The sequence below is a fragment of the Micromonospora sp. NPDC047527 genome (assembly GCF_040643015.1).
Taxonomy (GTDB): Bacteria; Actinomycetota; Actinomycetes; order Mycobacteriales; family Micromonosporaceae; genus Micromonospora.
This window is the reverse complement of the sequence record NZ_JBEYTK010000003.1, coordinates 86,156-107,394: the sequence shown is the minus strand read 5'-3', so window position 1 is coordinate 107,394 and position 21,239 is coordinate 86,156. Positions and strand designations below refer to the sequence as shown.

The window sequence follows — 21,239 nt, the reverse complement described above, 5'->3', positions numbered from 1 at the left end:
TGACAGGGGATGGCAGCTGCAGCCCGGCAGCCGCCGCCCGGCTCGCGTCGACGCTCGCATCAGCGTAGGGCGATGGATCGATCGCCGCAACCGGTTCAGTGGGCCGGCCGGGAGGGCGGACAGCCGTGACGGCCCACGCGGGCGCGGGCCGTCACGGGGCGGTCATCCCCACCACAGGATGTGCGCCAGGCCGGATGTCTTAACCGGTTAAGAGAACGCTAGGCAGGTCTCCGCCATCCGTCAAGCATTACCCGCGCGAACCGGACGGGAGGGTTGAGCCTTGCTGACCTGGGTATCCCCGGACGATCCAGGCGTTGGGAAGGAGATACCAGGATGGTCAGCGTCGGCTACACCCTGATGTGCGAGCAGGCCGGTCCGAAGCAACTAATCGACCATGCGGTACGGGCCGAGGCCGCCGGCTTCGACCAACTGGTGATCTCCGACCACTACTACCCGTGGCTGGACGCCCAGGGCCACTCCCCGTACGCCTGGTCGGTGCTCGGCGCGGTCGCCCACGCCACCTCCCGCGCGGAGCTGATGTCGTTCGTGACCTGCCCGATCCGCCGCTACCACCCGGCCGTGGTCGCGCAGAAGGCCAGCACCATCGGGGCGCTCTCCGACGGCCGGTTCACCCTCGGCCTGGGTGCTGGGGAGAACCTCAACGAGCACGTCGTCGGCGGCTGGCCGCACGTGCAACAGCGGCACGAGATGTTCGAGGAGGCGTTGCAGATCATCCTGCCGCTGCTCAACGGCGAGACGCTGACCTTCTCCGGCAACCATTTCGACGTGCCCGACGCCTACGTCTGGGACCGCCCGGAGCGGCCCGTGCCGATGGCCATCGCCGCCTCCGGTCGGCAGTCCGCCACCCTGGCCGCCGAGTACGGCAACGGCATGGTCTCCACCGAGCCCGACCGGCACCTCATCGAGATGTACGACGACGCCGGAGGCGCGGGCCAGCCCCGCTACGGGCAGGTGGCGATCTGCTACGGCCCGGACGAGGCGGAGTGCCGCAAGATCGTGCACGACCAGTTCCGCTGGTTCGGGCTGGGCTGGAAGGTCAACGCCGACCTGCCGGGGCCGGAATCCTTCGCCGCCGCCACCCAGTTCGTCCGGGAGGAGGACGTCGCCGAGGGCGTTTCCTGCGGCCCGGACGTCGACGCGCACGTCGAGGCGTTCCGCAAGTTCGTCGACGCCGGCTTCACCCACGTGGCGATCATCCAGGTCGGCGGCGAGACCCAGCCGATGTTCCTGGACTGGGCGCAGGACCAGTTGCTGCCTCGCCTGCGAGCGCTGTGAGGACGACCCCCACCTGTCGGTTCGGCCGGGCGGAACTCCGGCTGGCGCTTGCCGCACCCCGGCCGACCGCCGGCCTGACCAGCGAGTGGCGGCTCGTCAACGGATTACGGACACACACCCGCCTCGGCGGGGACCCGGGCACCGACGCGCCTCCCGTCGTCCTGGTGCACGGCCTGGCGGTCTCGCACCGCTACCTCACCCCGCTGGCCGTCGCGCTCGCCGCCACCCATCCGGTGTACGTGCCGGACCTGCCCGGCTTCGGCCTGACCGAGCACCCCCGGGGCGCGTACGACGTGCGCCGGCACGCCGAGCACCTGGCCGCCTGGCTGGCCGCGTACCGGCTGCCGCCGGTCTGCCTGCTCGGGCACTCGTTCGGCGCAGAGGTGGCCGCCGCGCTCGCAGCCAGCCACCCGGAGGCCGTACGTGCGCTGGTGTTGGCCGGGCCGACCAGCGACCCGGCCGCCCGGTCCCGCCGATCGTTGTTCGGCCGGTGGCTGGTGGACACCCTGCGCGAGGCGCCGTTGCAGACGCCGCTGCTGGTGCGGGACGTCTGGAACGCGCGGCCCTGGCGGGTCCTCGCGACGCTGTCGCACTCGGCCCGCAACGCCATCGAGGCCGATCTGGTCCGGATCACCGCGCCGACCATGGTCCTCGCCGGCGGTCGGGACCCGGTGGCGCCGGCAGGCTGGCGGGATCAGGCGGCCCGGCTGGTGGACGGTGACCTGGTGGTCGTCCCCGGCGCCGCACACAACGTGGCCACCACCGCCCCGACGGCGGTCGCCGACGCGATCCGCCACCTCCTCACCCGCACTCTGACGAAAAGGTGAACCCATGCGCTTCGGCAACACGGAGATCCGTCCGCTCGGCGGCGGCCTCGGCTGCCTGCTGATGATCCTCTTCTCGATCCTCGCCTCGGTGGTGCTCACCGTGCTGCTCAACGTGGTGCTCTAAGCGGTTGGTCAGCGGCGCAGGCCCAGGGCGCTGAACACCTCACGGGTGGCAAGCCGGGCCGGGTCGAGGACCGACCGGCGCATCCACCGGGCCGCCGGTGTCACAGTGGCCCGCCAGAGCGCCCGCACGCCACGCGCCACCGGAATGACAGTCACCGACCAGACCCACCGCACACCTCGCAGCAGCGGGACGACTGTGTGCCGCCACACCCAGCGCAGCGCGCGCCCGAGCGGACGCAGCAGCAGCCGGTAGAGCTGCCGTAGCAGCCATCCGGCTGTCCGCCAGGCACCGAGCACTGCGGCGACGATCAGCAGACCGACGCCCCGTATGGCCCACCAACACCACCGGCCCAGCCAGACCAGCGCGGCGACCACCGCACCGGCGAGCATTCCGAGCCCCTGCCACAGCTGCCGGCCCAGGGGCGCGAGCACCGCGCCCAGCCACCGCAGCGGCCGGACCACGCCCCGGTCGACGAACCAGCGCACCGCGCTGCCCAACCAGACCAACGGCGGGCGGATCACCACGCGCCCCAGCCACACCAGCGGCTCCCACACCAGCCAGCGCACCCCCCGCGCTGCCGCAAACGCCACCGCCACCAGCAGGCCGCCGAGCGCGACGAGCGGCACCCAGACCAGCACGCGGGCACTCCACGCGAGGCCCCGCCCCAGCCAGACCAGCGGCAGCCAGACCAGGGTGCGCCCCGCCCAGACCAGCGGCAGCCAGACCAGGGTGCGCCCCGCCCAGACCAGCGGCACCAGCAGCCAGCGGTGCAGGAACCGACCGGTCGGGTCGAGAACGTGGCGTTGCAGCAGCCGGCCGGAGGCCGCGATCAGCTCCCAGAGCAGGCGTACCGGAAGCACCACGACCAGCGCCACACCGCGCGCGACGGCCGCGACGAGCGGGAGCGCGACGGCGGCCGGCTCCGCCCCGACAGGATCGGGCGGGCGTGCGGCCGGGCCGGTCACATAGGAGTCTCTCCTGTGGCCGAATGACGGATCGTCGTGGCGGTCGATCACGGTGGGCACGGTAACCGGTCGATGCCACAGCGGACATCCGGGTCGCGCCGCCGATCAGTGAGGTGCCGGGTCCAATGCCAGCTCGGTCAGCAGCGGATAGTGGTCGGAGGCGGTGTCGGCCGTACCGCCCCGGATCACCCGGCAGCTCCGGACCCGCCCGGCCAGCGCCGGGGTGCCGAACAGGTAATCCAGTCGCATCCCGGCGAACTCGACCCCGCCGAACCGGGTGGGCACGGTCAGACCGTCGGCCTCCGGTGCTCCGTTGGCGGAGGCGGGCCAGAGGTCGACCAGCCCGGCGGCCAGCAACCGGGCGATGGCGCGGGTGTCCACGGCGCCGCCGCTTCGCCGCAGGTGCCGCCGCCGGTAGAGGTCGGGCATCCCGGCCAGGCGGGCGGTGTGGTCGACGCCCGGGTCGAGCGAGTTGAGGTCACCGGTGACCAGCGTCAGCGGCCCCGGTGCGCGTCGTGCCGCCGCCACCAGCCAGTCGACCTCCATCCGTCGGCGTCCCCCGGAGTACGGGTAGAGGTGGGTGCCCAGCACGGTCAGCGGGCCGGCCGAGGTGGACATCACGACGCGGACGGCGGCGTGGTGGAACGGCCGGCGCAGCGGTGTCGCGGTGACGACCCGCAGCGGTGGCCGGACCAGCACCGCCACGGGCTGACCGATAAAGGAGCGGGCCAGGTGGGGTGTCATGCCCAGCCGATCGGCGACCTGGGCCATGAGCCCACCCCGGTCGAAGCCGCGCAACTCCTGGAGCGCCAGCACGTCCGGCGCCTGCTCGTCGACGACCTCGATCACCCGATCCAGCCGGCCGGGGTCACCACGATCCCGACCGCCGGTGCGGATGTTCCAGGTCATCAAGCGCAGCACGGCGACGCTCAGTCGGATTTGCCGGCTCGGGCCAGCTCGTCGTCGAGGGTGTCGACGTCCTCCGACTCGACGGCCGGCTGGTTGCCTTCCTTGAGGTCGGCGTTCGGGCGGATGACGAGGTAGAGCAGCCCGATCCAGAGCGCGGAGAGCAGGATCGCGCCCATGAAGTCGGTCGGGTGGTGCATGCCCCGGTACATCCGGGAGGTGGCCACTCCCACCGGCATGATCACGGCCAGCGCCACGAAAATCCAACGCCACCAGCGGTCGGTACGCGGAAACACGATGACGGTGATCGCCAGCCACACGCAGATCGTCGCCGCGATGTGGCCGGACGGGAACGACGACGTGGGCATCGGCCCGTCCAGGTTCTCCACGGCCGGGCGCGGCCGGTCGACCGCGCGGGCCGAGGCGAGGAAGAGGGTCAGCTCGCCGATCATCGCCAGCGCCACGAACAGCACGGGACGCCAGCGCCGCCACACCGCCAGCACCAGCGGACAGAACACCAGCGAGATGAGCAGGATCGCGTGGGTGTCACCGAACTTGCTCCACCACCAGCTCACCTCGGTCAGCATCTCGGTGTGGTGGTCGGCGAACCAGCGCGGCACCTCGGTGTCGAGGGTGTCGAAGAAGGTGCCCTTGGCGTGGTAGCTGACGTACATGCCGAAGGCGTAGAGCGCGCCGAACACCAGCACCCAGCCGACCAGCAGCTCGGCCACCGCCGAGCGGGGGTGGGCCAGCACGTGCTCCTCGGCCGGGGCGGGGGCGATGTCGCGCCCGGCCTCCGGCTCCAGCCCCTCGGTCAGCGGCGGCACCGGCCGGCCACGCTCGCGGCGCCACAGCCGGAAGGCGTACGCGGTCACGCCGAGCCAGGCGGCGCCGAGCAGCCAGCCGGCCAGCACGTCGGAGACGAAGTGCACGCCCAGCGCGATCCGGGTCAGCCCGATCAGCGCCACCAGCACGCCGACGCCGACGATCGCCGGCTTGCGCCAGCGGGGCGCCATCGCCGGCAGGAACACCAGCAGCAGCGCGCCGTACGCGACGAACGAGCCGAGCGCGTGCCCGCTCGGGAAGCTGTTGCCGGGGGCGCTGGCGATCGGCACGTCCACCACGGGGCGGAGCCGGCCGACAAGCGCCTTGAGCGACGGGTCGAGGATCAGGCCACCGACGCCGGTGATGATCAGATAGACGGCCAGCCGGGGCTGTCGCCGGATCAGCAGCCCGACCACGGCGATGGTGACGAGCCAGATGAGGATCGGTCGACCGCCCAGGTCGGTCACCGCCTGGAGCACGGTGACCAGCGGGTGGTGCGGGGCCACCAGCGAGTTGAACCACTCGGCGACGGCATGGTCGGCGTCCTGCAACGGGCTCCAGCGCACCCGGACGAGCAACAGCAGCAGCCCGAAGGCCACCCCGGCGCCGGTGACCGCCACCAGGCCAGCGATGCTCCGTTCGGCGAAATGACCGATCGGACGCCGCGCCACCTCTTTGACCGCGGTCACCCCGCACCTCCCTTGTCGTCCCTGGCGAGGCGCTTTACCCGATCCGCGCCGGGCGTACACGTGGCACCGGATCGGGCGCGGGCTAGAGGGCGGTCATGTCGCCGGTGTCGAGGAGTTCGGCGCGGTCCGCCTCGGGCTCCCACAGGTCGGGTTGGGCGGGCTCCTGCACGCCGATGCGCAGCGCCTCCAGTTGGGCGGCGAAGGACAGCCCGCCGAAGAGCGCCATTCCGGTCAGGTTGGCCCAGAGCAGCAGCGCCATCATGCCGGTCAGCGCACCGTAGGTCTGCCCGAAGTCGCCACTGAACCGCACGTACGCGGCGAGCAGCAGACTGGCCAGCCACCAGAGGGCGGTGGCGATGCCGGCGCCGAAGAACAGCCAGGAGAGGCCGGGCTGCCGGCGGCGCGGCGCATGCCGGAACAGCACGGCCACGGCGAGCACGGTCAGTCCGAGGCTCAGCGGGAAGCGGACCACGTTCCAGACGACGTTGGCGACCGCACCCCACTCGTAGTGCGCCCGCACCGAGTCGCCCATCGCGCCGCCGCCGACCAGGATCAGGAAGCCGGCCAGCGCGGGCAGGCCGGCGGCGACGGCCAGGATGGCGGCGCGGACGTACTTGCGCAGCGCGGGGCGATCCCGTTCCACGCCGTAGATGCGGTTGGCGCCGCGTTCGATCTGGGCCATCGTGGTGGTCAGCGTGACCAGCCCGGTGAGCAGACCGAGGGTGAGGGCCAACTCGCCGGCGTCCTCGACGCGTTCGCCCTCGCCGAGCAGTTCGGCGACCATCTGCTCGCTCTGACCGGGGGTGACCGCCAGCACCGTGTCGGCCACCACCCGGCCGCCCTCCTCGATGCCCAGCTCGCTGATCAGGCCGGTGAGGGCGATCAGGAACGGCACCACGGCGAGGCAGAGCTGCAACGCGAAGGCCCGCGCATGGCTGAACCCGTCGCCGTAGCGGAACCGGATGAAGGCGTCGCGCAGCAGGTGCCACCCGCCCTCGCGGCGCAGCGTGTGCCAGGCGTCGTCGGCGGACAGTTCCGCGTCGGCCATCAGCCGGGTCTCCGGCACGATCCGCGTGCTACTCACGGCGTGCCTCTTCGATCAGCTGCTCGCCCCGCTCCCCGGCGCCTTGTGCGTCGACGGCCAGGTCGGGGGTGTCCTCGGGTTGCGGAACGCAGAGCCACAGGGCCTGGGGTCGGACCTCGGCCCGCAGCTGCCGGCCCGGCGAGATGAGGTCGCCGTCCAGCTCCCGGGGCTGGTCCCGATTACTGGTGACCACCACCCGCCGGGCGCGGAACACCTCCATCCGCGGCACCTGGCCGCTGCGGCGGATCACCGCCCAGCCGAGCGCGAGCCAGTGCCGCAGGTTGCGCGGGGTGAGGACGGCGACGTCGAGCCAGCCGTCGTCCGGCTCGGCCTCGGTGAGCAGATGTACGCCGCCCTGTAGGCGGCCCACGTTGGCGATCAGGACCGACCGGGCACGGCGGCGCACCGGGGGCCGGTCGTCGATGCGGATCTGCACCCGCATCGGCCGGTCCCGCAGGTGCCGGGCGGCGCCCATCACGTACGCGGGCCAGCCGATGCGGGCCTTGGTGGTCTCGGAGGTGGCGGCGAGCATCTGGGCGTCGAAGCCCATGCCGGCCATCACGGTGAAGTAGCTGTCCTCGACCGCGCCGACGTCGAGCAGCCGCCGACCCCGCTCGATGGCGACCTCGAGCCCGGCGGCGAGGTCGGTGGAGAGGCCGAGGTTGGCGGCGAGGAGGTTGCCGGTGCCCTGCGGCAACACGGCGAGGGCCACGTCCGTGCCGACCAGCCCGCTGACGCAGGACATCACGGTGCCGTCGCCGCCGCAGGCGAAGACGAGGTCGACGCCGGCCTTGACGGCCTGCTCGGTCTGGCCCCGGCCCGGGTCGTCGACGGTCGTCTCGAACCACTGGGGCTCGGGCCAGCCGGCGGCGGCCAGGGCGTCGTTGACGGTGCGGCGCAGCTCGTCGAGATCGTCGACCTTCACCGGGTTGACGACCACGGCCGAGCGCAGCCCGCCGTCGCCGCCTGAGGGGCGCCTGTCCTGTCCAGCATCCACGGCGTCAGTGTGCAGCACCGGGGCGGTGTCAGCGACCCGGCGACGCGGTGGCGTCGGGAGTGCCACAGACAGGTTTCAAACGCCGGCGGAGCCCGGTCAGGCCGCCGCCCGCAGCGCGGTCTCCACGCGTCGGCGCAGGTCGTCGAGGTCCACGCCGGACTCGGTGAGCACCAGGGCACCCAGCCCATGGCCCTCCCGGAGCACCCCGAGCAGGATGTGCTCGGTGCCGATGTGTCGGTGGCGCAGCCGCAGCGCCTCGCGCAGCGACAGCTCCAGCGCCTTCTTGGATCGGGGCGAGAACGGCCCGCCGAGGTACCGCTTGCGCCCCCAGCGGCGGCGTGGCGCCGGCACGGCCTCGCGCAGCGCGTCCGGGCCGAAGGACTGCTCGATCCGGGCGACGATCGCGGCCAGGTCGATGCCGATCTCCCGCAGGGCGGCGGCGTCCGCGTCGGCGAGGCCGGCGCCACCGGTGGCGGTGTGCCGCCGGATCCGATCGCGGAGGTCGTCGGCGCGCACCCCCGCGTCGGCGAGCACCCGGCTGGCGAGACCGGCGTCGTCGGCGAGCAGGGCGAGCAGCAGGTGCTCGGTGCCGACCGGTCGTTGGCCCTCGTCCCGCGCCTCCTCCAGTGCCCGCCGCACCACGCTCCGCGCCCGGTCGGTGAATCGTTCGAACATCACGCCTCCCAGGATGAGTTGACCGCCGGTCGTCCGGCGTGCTTCTTGTGCACCGCCTGCCGGCTGACCTCGAGCGCGTCGGCGATCTCCTGCCAGGACCAGCCCTGTCGACGGGCGTTGTCCACCTGGACCACCTCAAGCCGCTCGAGCAGCCGGCGCAGCGCGCGGACGGCGCGGAGCCCGACCCGTGGGTCGGTGCTGCCGGCCGCTGCCGCGAGTTCTGTCGCCTGACTCATATCGTCAACATACGTTGACAACACCACCTCTGTCAACCTTGGTTGACGACGCGCTCGGCAACGACGGCGATCCGGGCCCGCCACCGCGACCGCCCGACTACCCTCGGTGAAGGACACCGATGGTCGTGCCGGGCGCGACGCCCGGGAGGTGATATCGGATGGCGGCATCCGCCGACGCGGAGGTGCTCGTCGGCCTCGGCTCGGACCACGACCTCCCGGTCGTCGAGCAGGCCGCACAGGAGGCCGCCGGGCACGGCCGGCCACTGCACCTGCTGCACATCTTCGACTGGCACGCGGCCTTCTCGGCGAACACCGTCGCCACTCCCCGACAGCAGGCCGAAAAGCTCATCACCCAGGCCGCCCAGCTCGCCCATCAGGTCGAGCCGGGCCTGACCGTGCGCGCCGAGATCGTCGAGAGCGCCCTGCTGCCCACCCTCATCCGCCGCTCCGAGACGGCCTTCCTGCTGGCGGTCGGCGACAGCGGGATGGCCGGCAGCGGCCAGAACATCCCGGCCGAGACGTCCGCCGTGCAGTTGGCCGCGCGGGCCGGCTGCCCGCTGCTGGTGGTCCGCCGCGAGCCCCCGCCGGAAGGGCCGGTGCTGGTCGGCGTGGACGGCTCGCCCAGCTCCCACCTCGCCCTGCGGTGGGCGCTGGAGTGCGCGTCCCGGCGCGATGCCCGCCTGCTGGCGCTGCGGGTGGTGGAGAGCGACGAGGACACCGACGCGGTCGCCGAGCAGCTCAGAGACGCCATGGACCGCCACGCCGGCCGCCACGCCCGGGTGCCCACCGAGTGTCGCGCCGTCCGCGGTGACCCCGGCCAGGTTCTGATCGACACGTCCCGGTCGGCGCAGGTGGCCCTGGTCGCCGCCCGGGGCGACGAACCCGGCCGGGCCATGCTGGGCGCCGTCGCCCAGTCCCTGCTCTACCACTCCCCCGCCCCCGTGGTCGTCGTCCGCGGCCTGGCCGACATGCCGCTCAAGGGGCCCGACGCCCACCCGGCCCGGGACCAACGGCCCTGACCCCGGGGCATCGACGACGACGAGGCTGAAGGCCGGACGCCACCCCTACCCGCGAGAGGCAGCATCATGGACACCGCTCTCGACGCGCACCGCCCCCTCGCCGAGGACGAACTGCGCCGGCTGGACGCCTACTGGCGCGCCGCGAACTACCTCACCGTCGGGCAGATCTACCTGCTGGGCAACCCGCTGCTGCGCGAGCCGCTGACCCCCGAGGACATCAAGCCGCGGCTGCTCGGTCACTGGGGCACCAGCCCCGGGCTCAACCTGATCTACGCGCACCTCAACCGGGTGATCGTCGCGCGTGACCTGGACGCCATGCTGATCACCGGCCCCGGGCACGGCGGCCCGGCCATCGTGGCCAACACGTGGCTGGAGGGCACCTGGTCCGAGCGCTACCACGACGTGGCGTGTGACGAGGAGGGGATGGCCCGGCTGTTCCGGCAGTTCTCCTTCCCCGGCGGCATCCCGAGCCATGTCGCGGCGGACGTGCCGGGTTCGATCCACGAGGGCGGTGAGCTGGGGTACGCCCTGAGCCACGCCTACGGCGCCGCGTTCGACCACCCGGACCTCGTGGTGGCCTGCGTGGTCGGTGACGGCGAGGCGGAGACCGGGCCGCTGGCCGGCAGCTGGCTGTCCAACGTGTTCCTCAACCCGGCGCGCGACGGCGCGGTGCTGCCGATCCTGCACCTCAACGGCTACAAGATCGCCAACCCGACCGTGCTGTCCCGGATCCCCGAGGAGGACCTGCTCGGCCTCCTGCGTGGCTCGGGCTACCAGCCGTACGTGGTGGCCGGCGACGATCCGGCCCTGGTGCACCACACGCTCGCCGCCACCCTGGACCGGGCGCTGGACGAGATCGCCGCCATCCAGCGCCAGGCCCGCTCCGGCGGCGCCGTCGAACGCCCCCGCTGGCCGATGATCGTTCTGCGGACGCCGAAGGGCTGGACCGGGCCGAGCGAGGTCGACGGCATCCAGGTGGAGGGCACCTACCGCGCCCACCAGGTGCCGCTGTCGCAGGTACGCGACAACCCGGCGCACCTCGCCGAGCTGGAGCGGTGGCTACGCAGCTACCGGCCCGAGGAACTGTTCGACGCCACCGGCGCGCCGGTGGACGAGCTGCGGGCGCTGCCGCCGCGCGGCGACCGACGGATGAGCGCCAACCCGGTCACCAACGGCGGCGTCGTGCTGCGCGACCTGGCCCTGCCCGACTTCCGCGACTACGGCGTCGACGTACCCGAACCCGGCACGCCGATGGCCGGCGCGACAGGCGTGCTCGGCCCGTGGATCCGCGACGTCATCGCCGCCAACCCGCAGACGTTCCGGCTGTTCGGCCCGGACGAGGTCGCCTCCAACCGGTTGGACGCCGCCTTCGAGGTGACCGACCGGGCCTGGATGGCCGGCACGCTGCCCGGCGACGACCACCTGTCCCCCGACGGCCGGGTGATGGAGGTGCTCTCCGAGCACCTGTGCCAGGGCTGGCTGGAGGGTTACCTGCTGACCGGCCGGCACGGGGTGTTCACCAGCTACGAGGCGTTCATCCACATCGTCGACTCGATGCTCAACCAGCACGCCAAGTGGCTGAAGGTGACCCGGGCGATCCCCTGGCGGCAGCCGCTCGCGTCGCTGAACTACCTGCTCTCCAGCCACGTGTGGCGGCAGGACCACAACGGCTTCTCCCACCAGGACCCGGGCTTCATCGACCACGTGGTCAACAAGAAGGCCGAGGTGGTGCGGGTGTACCTCCCGCCGGACGCCAACACCCTGCTCGCCACGATGGACCACTGCCTGCGCAGCCGGCACTACATCAACGTGGTGGTGGCCGGTAAGCAGCCGGCCCCGAACTGGCTCACGATGGAGGAGGCGATCCAGCACACCCGCCGCGGCCTGGGCATCTGGGAGTGGGCCAGCAGCGACGGCGGCAGTGTGCCGGACGTCGTGCTGGCCTGCTGCGGCGACGTGCCCACGCTGGAGACGCTGGCCGCCGCCGACCTGCTCCGCCAGCACCTGCCGGAGCTGAAGGTGCGGCTGGTCAACGTGGTCGACCTGATGCGGCTCCAGCCGGACACCGAGCACCCGCACGGCCTGCCGGACAACGAGTTCGACACCATCTTCACCGCCGACCGGCCGATCATCTTCGCCTACCACGGCTACCCGTGGCTGATCCACCGGCTCACCTACCGGCGTACCAACCACGACAACCTGCACGTACGCGGCTACAAGGAGGAGGGCACCACCACCACCCCGTTCGACATGGTGATGCTCAACGACCTGGACCGCTTCCACCTGGTCATCGACGTCATCGACCGGGTGCCCGGCCTGGCCGCCCGCGCGGCGCACCTGCGCCAGCAGATGGTCGACGCCCGGCAGGAGGCCCGCGACTACACCCGGGAGTACGGCGAGGACGACCCGCGGGTCGGCCAGTGGCGCTGGGTCCGTGAAACCGACCCAACCAACCGTTGAGGAGGACGACGTGCGTGACGCGGAGATCCTGGTCGGCTACGACGGCTCCACCGACGCGTCGGTGGCCCTGGACTGGGCGCTGGAGGAGGCCGAGCACAGCGGCCAACCGGTGCGGCTGGCGTACGTCTTCGAATGGCTGACCGTGGCCAGTTGGGTCGGCCCGGGCGTGGCGCCCGGCGTCTGGCCGGACGACACCGCCCGGCGGCAGGTGGACGACCTGGTGCACAAGGCCGCGACGGACGCCGCCGCCACGCATCCCGGGCTGACCATCACCGGCCAGGTGTACGACGGGCCGCCTGCTCTGGTGTTGCAGGAACGCTCGGCCGACGCCGGGATGCTGGTGCTCGGCAGCCGAGGCCACGGCGGCTTCGGTGGGTTGCTGGCCGGGTCGACGGCGGTGTCGGTCGCCGCGCACGCGCACTGCCCGGTCGTGGTGGTCCGCGACGGGACCGGCAGCGAGCCGGACGGCCTGGTGGCGGTCGGTGTGGACGGTTCGGAGCCGTCACTGGTGGCGCTCGGCTTCGCCGCCGAACGGGCGGCCCAGCGGCGGGTGCCGCTGCGGGTGCTGCACGCCTGGACACCGGGCCCGAACGCCGAGGCCGGGGTGCCCGCCGAGCGGGCCGCGGTGGAGCAGGCGCTGGAGCCGTGGCGACGGACGTTCCCCGAGCTGGACGTGACCGTCGACCTGGTCCCGGGCAGCCCCGCGGCGATGCTGATCGAGGCGAGCCGCGACGCGCGGGTGGTCGTGGTCGGCAGCCGGGGCCGGGGCGGGCTGGCGGGGATGCTGCTCGGCTCGGTCAGCCAACAGGTGATCCAGCACGCCCACTGCCCGGTCGCGGTGGTCCGGGAACGCTGAGCGAACCGGGCGCGCCGGTCAGCGGTGCTCGGGCTGCGGGTCGGACGGGTTGAGCGTGAAAAACTCCTCCTCTTCCTGGGCCAGGTGCAGTCGGAGCAGGGCGTCCAACCCGTAGAGGGTGGCCAGCAGGTCGGGCACCTGGTCCGGCCGCAGCCGGCCGTCGGCGGCCTGGTTGAGCTGGGCCCCGAGCAGGTTGACCTGGCGGCGGATCTCCACGTGCGCCCGACTCATCGTCGCGGTCGCCGATTCGCTGCCCAGCGGGTCGGCCAGCGCCGGATAGAGCTGCCGTTGCTCGGCAGCCTCGTGCGGCAGCACCTGGTCGGTCAGCCGGCGGTACGTCTCCCGTACCGCCGGCAGGCACCGCGACGAGGCCGGGTCGGTGGCGACCAGGTCGGCGGTGTCACGCAGCCCGGCCAGCACGTCGCGTACCCCCTGGTGCTCCCCGGCGAAGCGGGCGAGCAGCTCCCGGGTGCGCGGCGGGACGGCCCGGTGCCGCAACCCGCCGCCGAGGGCGCGCAGCGCGTTGAGGATGACCAGCACGTCGATGCCCTCCTGGAGGAACGCGCCAGCGACCGGGGGCAGCCGGCCGGCCGCCGCCGCGACCATCGCCAGCACCGCGAGCCCCATCCCGACGGTGGCGCTCTGCACGGCGATCCGGCGGGCGTACCGGGCGATCTCCACCGCGTCGGCGAGCCGGTCCAGCCGGTCCACGGTGAGCACCGCGTCGGCCACGTCCGCCGAGGCGCTCGCGCCGGTCGCGCCCATCGCCACACCCACGTGCGCCTGAGCCAACGCCGGCGCGTCGTTCACCCCGTCGCCGACCATCACGGTGACCGCCCGGTCGGCCTCGGCCCGGACCCGGTTCACCTTCTCCTGCGGCGTGCAGCGGGCGAGCACGTCGTCCACACCCACCACCTCGGCGACCTGGGCGGCGGTGGCCGGCCGGTCGCCGGTGACCATCACGATGCGCCGCAGGCCCGCCGCGCGCAGCCGCCGTACGGTCCGGCGGGCGTCGGGGCGCACCGGATCCTCCAACAGGATCGCGCCGAGCGGGCCGTCGTCGTCGCTGACCCACACCGTGGACCAGCCGGTCAGCTCGGTACGGGCCCGCGTCCGGTCCGCCCAGTCGGGCAGCTCGCCGGTGAACTGGCCCACCCGGATCAGCCGCCCGTCGACCCGGCCGCTGACCCCCACGCCCGGCTCCTCGGTCACCTCGGTCGGCTCGGTCAGCGTCAGCCCCCGCTCGCCGGCCTGCCGCACCAGCGCGGTGGCCAGCACGTGCGGGGAGAGCTGCTCGACCGAGGCGGCCAACCGCAGCACCTCGTCCCGGTCCCCGCCGGGTGCGACCACCGTCTCCGCGGCGCGCGGACGCCCCGCCGTCAGCGTGCCGGTCTTGTCCACCAGCAGGGTCTGTGCCCGCCCGAGCAGTTCCAGCGCGCCGCCGTCGCGGACCAGCACCCCGCGCCGGGCCACCCGGGACAGCCCGGACACGATCGCGATCGGGGTGGCCAGCAGCAGCGGGCAGGGCGTGGCCACCACCAGCACCGACACCGCCCGGACCAGATCGCCGGAGAGCAGCCACGCCAACCCCGCCAGCACCAGCGTGAACGGCACGAACGCGGCGGCGTACCGATCCGCCAGCCGGACCATCGGCGCCTGGTGGGCGGTCGCCTCCTGCGCCAGCCGGACGATCCCGGCGTAGGTGCTCTGCGCCGCGCTCTTCGTCGCCCGCATGCCGAACCCGGCGCCGGCGTTGACCACACCACTGGCCACCGCCTCACCGGCCGTACGCTGGACCAGCCGCGACTCACCGGTCACCACCGACTCGTCCAGGGTGGCCGGCTCGTCGATCGTGCCGTCGACCGGCACCACGTCCCCCGGGCCGACCAGCAACCGGTCCCCCACCGCCACCCGGTCCAGCGGCACCACCTCGATCGCGCCGCCAGGCCCACGCCGACGCGCGGTACGCGGAGCACGCTCCAGCAGGGCCCGCAGGTCGCGGGTGGCTCGGCGCTGCGCGTACGCCTCCAACGACCGCCCGGTCGCCACCATCACCGCGATCACCGCCCCGGCCAGGTACTCCCCGACCCCGAGCGCGCCGGCCAGGGCCAGCACGGCGATCACGTCCACGCCGAAGTGCCGGTGCCACAGCGCCCGCAGCATCGACCAGAGCGCGGGCAGCAGCGCGGCAACCGTGACGGCCGCCCAGATCAGGTCGGCCGCGCCGACCCGACCGACGATCCGCAGCACCGCACCCGCCAGCACGGCGGCGGTGAGCCCGACCAGCGGCGTCCACGTCCACCAGCGGCGGATGCGGCGTCGGGCCGGCTGTTCCGGCACACACTCGGTCGAGTCCGCGCTCACCTTCGCATCGTCGCAGGCCAAGACCGCCACGGGCCGGGCACCAGGCTTTTCGCCCGGCCCGGCGGCACCCACGTTGCCAGGCGCGCGACCGGCGGGCAGCGGACGGGAGACAGCGACGGCCGGGCCGGGGCGGTGGGCGTGACGACCTGGCGGGATCGGGACCTGCGGCCCGTGCGGGACGCCCCCGGATGCCACAGGATGGAGCGGCGAGCCACGCGGGCACCGCGTCGTGAGGCACGATGAGCAGAGACGAAAGGTCGTGAGAATGAGTCAGGAAAGTCAGCTGACCACCGCGCTGGCGGAGGCCGCCGCGACCGCCGGCCACGCGCCCTCGGTGCACAACACCCAGCCGTGGCGTTGGCGGGTGCTGCCCGACGCGCTGGAGCTGCGTTCGGTGGCGGACCGGCGGCTGACGGCCACCGACCCGGAGGGCCGGCTGCTCGCGTTCAGCTGCGGCGCCGCCCTGCACCACGCCCGGGTGGCGCTGGCCGCGGAGGGTTGGCGCGCGGTGGTGCGGCGGATGCCCGACCCGGGCGACACCGAACTGCTGGCGCGGCTGACCGACCTGAGCCACATCCCGGCCGATCCGGACGCCATGCGGATCGTGCAGTGCATGTCGGTGCGGCACACCGACCGGCGTCCGGTCAGCGACGAGCCGGTGCCGGCGGCCGCGATCGAGGACATCACGCACGCGGTCACCGCCGAGGGCTGCCGGTTGCAGATCCTCAGCCGCGACCAGGTGCTGGAGCTGGCGGCCACGGCCGGACGCGCCGACACGGTCGAGGCCGAGGACCAGGAGCTGCGCGCCGAGCTGGCGTACTGGACCAGCCAGGCCGGCACCGGCACCGGCCTGCCGGCGGAGGTGCTGCCCGAGCAGCAGCCGCAGACCACCGTGCCGGCCCGCGACTTCGGCCGCCCCGGCAGCCTGCCGGTCGGCCCCGGCCACGACCGGGCGGCGGCGTACGCGCTGCTGTACGGCGACGAGGACGAGCCGGACAGCTGGCTACGCGCCGGTGAGGCGCTCTCCGCCGCCTGGCTGACGGCCACCCGCGACGGCGTGTCGGTGGTGCCGCTCAGCGCCGTGGTGGAGGTTCCGGCCACCCGGCAGACCCTGCGTCAGATGCTCGCCGGGATCGGCTACCCGTACATCGTGCTGCGGTTGGGGATCGCGGACCCGGCGGTCGCCGGCCCGCCCCACACCCCGCGGTTGCCCACCGAACAGGTGGTCGACACCTCCGCCGTGCGCGGCGAGCGGAGCTGAGGCACGAGACAGGGCGCCCGACGTCGGCAGTACGATCGCTCGATGACCAGCACCGACCCGCAGCACCGCCCGGAGTTCCCGGTGACGCCGTCGCTCGGGCTGAGCCCGCTGTCCCGGGTTCGTCTCGACGAGTTGCTCCAGGAGATGCTCGACCGGGTCGGCGAGGTGATGACCAGCCGGGAGCGGCTGCGAGCCCTGCTCGACGCGGTGGTCGGCATCGGCACCAACCTGGATCTGCGCACCACCCTGCAACGCATCGTGCAGGCGGCCTGCGAGCTGGTCGGCGCCCGGTACGGCGCGCTGGGCGTGGTCGGCCCGGACCGGCTGCTGCACGACTTCATCGTGCACGGCATCACCGCCGAACAGCACGAGCAGATCGGTGACCTGCCGCACGGGCGGGGTGTGCTCGGCCTGCTCATCGACGACCCCCGGCCGTTGCGGATGCCGGACATCACCCAGCACCCGCTCTCCTACGGCTTCCCGGCCAACCACCCGCCCATGCACACCTTCCTGGGCGTGCCGGTGCTCATCCGGGAGCAGGTGTTCGGCAACCTCTACCTGGCCGAGAAGAAGGGCGGCGTGCAGTTCACCGACGACGACGAGGAGATCGTCGTCGCGCTCGCCGCAGCCGCTGGCGTGGCCATCGAGAACGCCCGCCTCTACGCCCTGGCGCACCGGCGGGAACGCTGGCTGGCCGCCACCGCCGAGATCACCACGGTGCTGCTCGGTGAGGTCCGCCGCACCGACGCGCTGACGCTTGTCGCCCGCCGCGCCCGGGAGGTCGCCGAGGCGGAGCTGGCGCTGGTGCTGCTGCACGACACCGACACCGACCAGTTCACCGTCGAGGTGGTCGACGGCGTCGACGAGCAGGCACGGGCGCTGGTCGGCACCGTCCTGCCGGCCGCCGAGACCAGCTTCGGCACGGCCGTGGCCGAGGGCCGGCACGACCAGGTGGACGACCTGGCGCACGCCGCGCCGTGGCCGGCGCTGCTGCACACCGGGCCAGCGACGATCTCACCGCTGGCCACCGCCGAGACGCTGCACGGTGTGCTGATCGTGGCCCACGGGCCGGAGCGCGGCGGCGGCACCAGCGCCGAGGACGTCGCCCTGCTGGGCAGTTTCGCCGGCCAGGCCGCGCTGGCCATGGAGCGAGCCCGCGGTCAGGAGGAACGGGAGCTGCTGGTGGTCCTGGAGGACCGCGAGCGGATCGCCCGTGACCTGCACGACGTGGTGATCCAGCGGCTCTTCGCCACCGGCCTGCAGTTGCAGAGCACCGCCCCGATGGCCCGCCCGGAGCTGGCCAAGCGGATCAACGCGGCCGTCGACGATCTCGACGCGACCATCCGCGACATCCGCCGGACCATCTTCGAACTGCGTACGCCGATGTCCGCCGCGCTGCGCACCGAGATCCGGGAGGCGGTCGAGGTGGCCGCCGAGTCGCTGGGCCACCGGCCGCACCTGGAGCTGAGCGGGCCGGTGGACAGCGCCGTCCCGGACGCGATCCGCCCCGACCTCACCGCCGTGCTGCGCGAGGCGTTGTCCAACGCGGTCCGCCACGCGCAGGCCACCCAGGTCGCCGTGGCCGTACGCGTCGCCGACGGCCAGGTCACCCTCACGGTCACCGACAACGGGGTGGGCTGCGACCCGGCCGCCGCCCGGGGTGGGCTGGTCAACCTGCGGGAGCGGGCCGACCGCCTCGGCGGCACCTTCACGATCCGGCGGGTCGACCCGCACGGCACCGAGCTGTGCTGGTCGGTGCCGCTGCGCGACTGACCGGCACGGGTCGGGTCAGGGCATCTTGCCCAGCAGTCGGGTGGCCAGCACGGCGGCCTGGGTGCGGCGCTCCAGGCCGAGCTTGGCCAGCACGCTGGAGACGTAGTTCTTCACCGTCTTCTCCGCCAGGAACATCTTCCCGGCGATCTCCCGGTTGGTCAGCCCCTGCGCCACGTACTCCAGGATCCGCCGCTCCTGCTCGGTGAGCGCCTTCAACTCTCGGGGTTGCTCGACGCCGTTGCGGATGCGCTCCAGCACCCGGGTGGTGATCGCCGGGTCGAGCAGCGACTGCCCGGCCGCCACCCGGCGCACCGCGTCGACCAGGTCGGTGCCGCGGATCTGCTTGAGCACGTACCCGGCGGCCCCCGCCATGATCGCCGCGAACAGCGCCTCGTCGTCCTCGTACGAGGTGAGGATCAGACCCTTGATGGACGAGTCGACGGCGCGCACGTCCCGGCACACGTCGATGCCGTTGCCGTCGGGCAGGCGGGCGTCGAGGATCGCCACGTCGGGCCGCAACGCCGGAATGCGGCGGGCCGCCTCCTGCGCCGAACCGGACTCGCCGACCACCTCGATGTCGCCGCTGCTCTGCAGCAGGTCGGCCAGGCCACGACGGACGACCTCGTGGTCGTCGAGCAGGAAGACGCGGATCATTCCTCGTTTCTACCCGCCCCGCACGTCAACCGCACGGGCCGAAGGTCCCGCCGCGCCGAAACCCCGGTCCCGCGACCGCGCCCGGCCGGTGCGACCGGGGCCTGGGCAGGGGCGGTCGGGCCCACCGGTTCGGGACGTACGGCCCTGCTCGGCACCCACCCGGCGGGCGGACCGTAGGGGTTGCAGCCGTCGCGGCGTCTCCCGCGATCGGCCCAGGGAAAGGGAGCACCGCCATGGACATCGGCTACACCGCTGACCACCTGCGGGCCGCCGCCGTCGACGCGGTCCGGGCACCCTCGCTGCACAACACCCAGCCGTGGCGGCTACGGCTGCGCGACGGGGGCATCGAGGTGCTGGTCGACCCGGCCCGGCGGCTGCCGGCGACCGACCCGAGCGGCTGGGGCGCCCGGGTCGCCTGCGGCGCGGCGCTGTTCAACCTGCGGATCTCGCTGGCCGTCGCCGGCAGGCCGGCGACGGTGCGGCTGCGCCCCGACCCGGCCGAGCCCGACCTGCTGGCCCGGCTGGTGCCGGACCTGCCGCGCCGCCCCACCCCCGCCGAGCAGAGCCTGCACACGGCCATCCCGCGCCGGTTCAGCAACCGGATGCCGTTCTGGCCGGACCCGGTGCCGTCCGACGCCCGCTGGCGGCTCATCGAGGCGGCCCGCGCCGAGCAGTGCTGGCTGGAACTGCTGGTCGGGGTGAGCGCGGTGACCGCCTTCGGTGAGGTCGCGCGCAGCGCACACCGGGTGCTGGAACGCGACCCCGCCTACCGGACGGAACGCGAGGCGTGGCTGCGCCGGGAACCCGCACCGGACGGCGTGCCCGCCTCGGCCGGCGGCCCGCAGAGCGAGCCACAGGACGTGCTGCCGACCCGGGGCTTCGGCGGACGCGACCGTGCGCCGGGCCGGGACTTCGAACCGGAGCCCCTGGTGGGGGTGCTCGGCTCGGTGGGTAACACGGCCGTCGACCAGGTGGTCGCCGGCCAGGCCCTGCAACGGGTGCTGCTCACCGCCACCGACTCCGGGCTGAGCGTGTCGATGCTGTCCCAACCGATCGAGGTGCCCACCGCGCGGGAGCAGTTGCGGCTGTCGCTGGGGCGGTTCGGCGCGCCGCAGATGGTGCTGCGCATCGGGTACGGCCAGCCGGGCCGGCCCACCCCGCGCCGTGGGATCGACGAGGTGCTGGACCTGCCGGTGGTGCGGGCCTGAACTCGTCGACGGCGGACACCCTCAGGCGGCGAGCAGGGCGGCCTCCCGGATCGGGTCCAGGCCGATCGAGCTGCGGAGCGGTCGTCCGGCGCGCGGCGGAACCGAACCGACGTCGCGTAGCCACCGCCAGGTGTCGTCGACGGTTTCGACCACCGGTCGGCAGGTCAGCCCGGCAGCGAGGGCGCGGGTCACGTCCCGCTCCAGCAACCCCCGGTACGGGTGGCCGACCGGCAGCCAGATCGGCAGGTCGCTCCAGGGCTCCACACCGGCGGCGAGGATCGACGCGGGATCGGTCCAGCGCAGTCGGGCGTCGCCGCCGGTGGCAGCCACGCACGCGTCGAGCAGCTCGCCCATCGTGGTCTGGGCGGGGCGACCGATCGCGTTGAACGTGCCGCCCACCCGCCGGGCGCCCGCGTCCAGCATCCACCCCGCCAGGTCGCGGACGTCGATGTACTGCACCGGCAGGTCGGCCGGCCCGGGGGCGAGCACGTCACCGCCCCGTTCGATGCGCCGCAGCCACCACGGCAGCCGGCCGATGTCCTCGCCCGGGCCGAGGATCAGGCCAGCCCGGGCGACCAGCGCACGCGGGCCGAAGACCTCCCGCACGGCACGCTCGGCACCGGACTTGAGCTGCGGGTAGTCGCCGTCGACGGAGTCCGGGTCGGCGTCCACCACCGGGGAGTCCTCGTTCAGCCCGAGTGCGGCCGGGTCGGTGTAGACCGACCCGCTGGACACGTACACGAAGTGACCGACCGCGTCGACCAGGGCGCGGGCGGCGTCGCGGGCAGCGCGTGGCGCGCCGTCCCAGGTGTCCACCGCCAGGTCCCACTCGCCGGCGGCCAGAGCCGCCAGGCCGTCCGGCGCGGTGCGATCACCCCGCAACCGGTGTACGCCGGGCGGCACCGTGCCGTGCAACCCTCGGTTGAACACCGTCACCGACCAGCCACGGCGCACGGCCTCGGTGACGGTCGCCCCGCCCACGAAACCCGTCCCGCCCAGCACCAGCAGTCTCATGCGCCC

18 protein-coding genes and 1 pseudogene are annotated in these 21,239 nt (G+C 73.6%); 8 read left to right on the top strand and 11 right to left on the bottom strand.

What is annotated here, in order from left to right; translation table 11 throughout:
- Positions 1-333 precede the first annotated feature (333 nt).
- Both ABZ808_RS13615 and ABZ808_RS13610 read left to right on the top strand, forming a co-directional pair.
- On the top strand, positions 334-1,296 hold the full coding sequence (locus ABZ808_RS13615; protein ID WP_357005145.1) for a TIGR03557 family F420-dependent LLM class oxidoreductase: 963 nt from the start codon (positions 334-336) through the stop codon (positions 1,294-1,296).
- On the top strand, positions 1,293-2,123 hold the full coding sequence (locus ABZ808_RS13610) for an alpha/beta hydrolase (RefSeq protein WP_357005142.1): 831 nt from the start codon (positions 1,293-1,295) through the stop codon (positions 2,121-2,123). Before ABZ808_RS13615 ends, ABZ808_RS13610 begins: the two co-directional genes overlap by 4 nt.
- 132 nt (positions 2,124-2,255) lie before the next feature.
- Here ABZ808_RS13610 and ABZ808_RS13605 read toward each other — a convergent pair whose 3' ends face one another.
- From ABZ808_RS13605 to ABZ808_RS13575, 7 genes are all read right to left on the bottom strand, one after another.
- On the bottom strand, positions 2,256-3,263 hold the full coding sequence (locus ABZ808_RS13605) for a hypothetical protein (RefSeq protein ID WP_357005139.1): 1,008 nt from the start codon (positions 3,261-3,263) through the stop codon (positions 2,256-2,258).
- Between the two features lie 54 nt (positions 3,264-3,317).
- Positions 3,318-4,133, bottom strand: a complete 816-nt coding sequence (locus ABZ808_RS13600; RefSeq protein WP_357005136.1) for an endonuclease/exonuclease/phosphatase family protein — start codon at positions 4,131-4,133, stop codon at positions 3,318-3,320.
- Positions 4,134-4,141: 8 nt separating this feature from the next.
- A complete protein-coding gene (locus ABZ808_RS13595) occupies positions 4,142-5,632 on the bottom strand; it encodes a phosphatase PAP2 family protein (protein ID WP_357005133.1) in 1,491 nt (496 codons plus the stop codon).
- Between the two features lie 82 nt (positions 5,633-5,714).
- A complete protein-coding gene (locus ABZ808_RS13590) occupies positions 5,715-6,716 on the bottom strand; it encodes a YihY/virulence factor BrkB family protein (protein WP_357005130.1) in 1,002 nt (333 codons plus the stop codon).
- Complete coding sequence (locus ABZ808_RS13585; RefSeq protein ID WP_357005127.1) at positions 6,709-7,713, bottom strand: diacylglycerol kinase family protein; 1,005 nt, start codon at positions 7,711-7,713, stop codon at positions 6,709-6,711. Before ABZ808_RS13585 ends, ABZ808_RS13590 begins: the two co-directional genes overlap by 8 nt.
- Before the next feature lie 96 nt (positions 7,714-7,809).
- The gene (locus tag ABZ808_RS13580; RefSeq protein ID WP_357006752.1) at positions 7,810-8,388 is read right to left on the bottom strand and encodes a Clp protease N-terminal domain-containing protein; all 579 of its coding nucleotides are present in this window, start codon (positions 8,386-8,388) and stop codon (positions 7,810-7,812) included.
- Positions 8,388-8,624, bottom strand: a complete 237-nt coding sequence (locus ABZ808_RS13575; RefSeq protein ID WP_007457155.1) for an HTH domain-containing protein — start codon at positions 8,622-8,624, stop codon at positions 8,388-8,390. Before ABZ808_RS13575 ends, ABZ808_RS13580 begins: the two co-directional genes overlap by 1 nt.
- A gap of 158 nt (positions 8,625-8,782) precedes the next feature.
- Here ABZ808_RS13575 and ABZ808_RS13570 point away from each other — a divergent pair, with 158 nt between their 5' ends.
- The 3 genes from ABZ808_RS13570 to ABZ808_RS13560 all read left to right on the top strand — a co-directional run bounded on the left by ABZ808_RS13570 (position 8,783) and on the right by ABZ808_RS13560 (position 12,959).
- A complete protein-coding gene (locus ABZ808_RS13570) occupies positions 8,783-9,643 on the top strand; it encodes a universal stress protein (protein ID WP_357005124.1) in 861 nt (286 codons plus the stop codon).
- A 66-nt stretch (positions 9,644-9,709) separates the two neighbouring features.
- Positions 9,710-12,103 carry a phosphoketolase family protein gene (locus ABZ808_RS13565; protein ID WP_357005121.1) on the top strand — a complete coding sequence of 798 codons (2,394 nt, stop codon included), beginning with the start codon at positions 9,710-9,712 and terminating at the stop codon, positions 12,101-12,103.
- A 10-nt stretch (positions 12,104-12,113) separates the two neighbouring features.
- A complete protein-coding gene (locus ABZ808_RS13560; protein WP_357005118.1) occupies positions 12,114-12,959 on the top strand; it encodes a universal stress protein in 846 nt (281 codons plus the stop codon).
- 18 nt (positions 12,960-12,977) lie between these two features.
- Here ABZ808_RS13560 and ABZ808_RS13555 read toward each other — a convergent pair whose 3' ends face one another.
- Both ABZ808_RS13555 and ABZ808_RS13550 read right to left on the bottom strand, forming a co-directional pair.
- Positions 12,978-13,457 (bottom strand): hemerythrin domain-containing protein, encoded by a 480-nt coding sequence (locus ABZ808_RS13555; RefSeq protein ID WP_357006750.1) that lies wholly within the window; start codon positions 13,455-13,457, stop codon positions 12,978-12,980.
- Positions 13,458-13,466: 9 nt separating this feature from the next.
- Positions 13,467-15,323, bottom strand: a pseudogene (locus ABZ808_RS13550) (heavy metal translocating P-type ATPase); the annotation flags it as partial.
- A 154-nt stretch (positions 15,324-15,477) separates the two neighbouring features.
- Between ABZ808_RS13550 and ABZ808_RS13545 the strand changes: the two are divergent.
- Both ABZ808_RS13545 and ABZ808_RS13540 read left to right on the top strand, forming a co-directional pair.
- On the top strand, positions 15,478-16,584 hold the full coding sequence (locus ABZ808_RS13545) for a nitroreductase family protein (RefSeq protein ID WP_357006745.1): 1,107 nt from the start codon (positions 15,478-15,480) through the stop codon (positions 16,582-16,584).
- Between the two features lie 42 nt (positions 16,585-16,626).
- Positions 16,627-18,357: a GAF domain-containing sensor histidine kinase gene (locus ABZ808_RS13540; protein WP_357005115.1), complete on the top strand. Its 1,731-nt coding sequence runs from the start codon at positions 16,627-16,629 to the stop codon at positions 18,355-18,357.
- Between the two features lie 15 nt (positions 18,358-18,372).
- On the opposite strand, the gene ABZ808_RS13535 is transcribed toward ABZ808_RS13540, so the two are convergent.
- Positions 18,373-19,011, bottom strand: coding sequence for a response regulator transcription factor (locus tag ABZ808_RS13535; RefSeq protein ID WP_357005112.1), 639 nt, complete (start codon positions 19,009-19,011; stop codon positions 18,373-18,375).
- 233 nt (positions 19,012-19,244) lie between these two features.
- Between ABZ808_RS13535 and ABZ808_RS13530 the strand changes: the two genes are divergently transcribed.
- Positions 19,245-20,219, top strand: coding sequence for a nitroreductase (locus ABZ808_RS13530; protein WP_357005109.1), 975 nt, complete (start codon positions 19,245-19,247; stop codon positions 20,217-20,219).
- Positions 20,220-20,240: 21 nt separating this feature from the next.
- On the opposite strand, the gene ABZ808_RS13525 is transcribed toward ABZ808_RS13530, so the two are convergent.
- The gene (locus ABZ808_RS13525) at positions 20,241-21,233 is read right to left on the bottom strand and encodes an NAD-dependent epimerase/dehydratase family protein (protein ID WP_357005107.1); all 993 of its coding nucleotides are present in this window, start codon (positions 21,231-21,233) and stop codon (positions 20,241-20,243) included.
- Positions 21,234-21,239: the final 6 nt, after the last annotated feature.

Excerpts from the sequence above, each read along its gene's own strand:
- ABZ808_RS13615 (WP_357005145.1), top strand. The coding sequence starts at position 334 with ATGGTCAGCGTCGGCTACACCCTGATGTGCGAGCAGGCCGGTCCGAAG.
- ABZ808_RS13580 (WP_357006752.1), bottom strand. The coding sequence starts at position 8,388 with ATGTTCGAACGATTCACCGACCGGGCGCGGAGCGTGGTGCGGCGGGCA.
- ABZ808_RS13575 (WP_007457155.1), bottom strand. The coding sequence starts at position 8,624 with ATGAGTCAGGCGACAGAACTCGCGGCAGCGGCCGGCAGCACCGACCCA.
- ABZ808_RS13570 (WP_357005124.1), top strand. The coding sequence starts at position 8,783 with ATGGCGGCATCCGCCGACGCGGAGGTGCTCGTCGGCCTCGGCTCGGAC.
- ABZ808_RS13565 (WP_357005121.1), top strand. The coding sequence starts at position 9,710 with ATGGACACCGCTCTCGACGCGCACCGCCCCCTCGCCGAGGACGAACTG.
- ABZ808_RS13540 (WP_357005115.1), top strand. The coding sequence starts at position 16,627 with ATGACCAGCACCGACCCGCAGCACCGCCCGGAGTTCCCGGTGACGCCG.
- ABZ808_RS13535 (WP_357005112.1), bottom strand. The coding sequence starts at position 19,011 with ATGATCCGCGTCTTCCTGCTCGACGACCACGAGGTCGTCCGTCGTGGC.
- ABZ808_RS13530 (WP_357005109.1), top strand. The coding sequence starts at position 19,245 with ATGGACATCGGCTACACCGCTGACCACCTGCGGGCCGCCGCCGTCGAC.
- ABZ808_RS13525 (WP_357005107.1), bottom strand. The coding sequence starts at position 21,233 with ATGAGACTGCTGGTGCTGGGCGGGACGGGTTTCGTGGGCGGGGCGACC.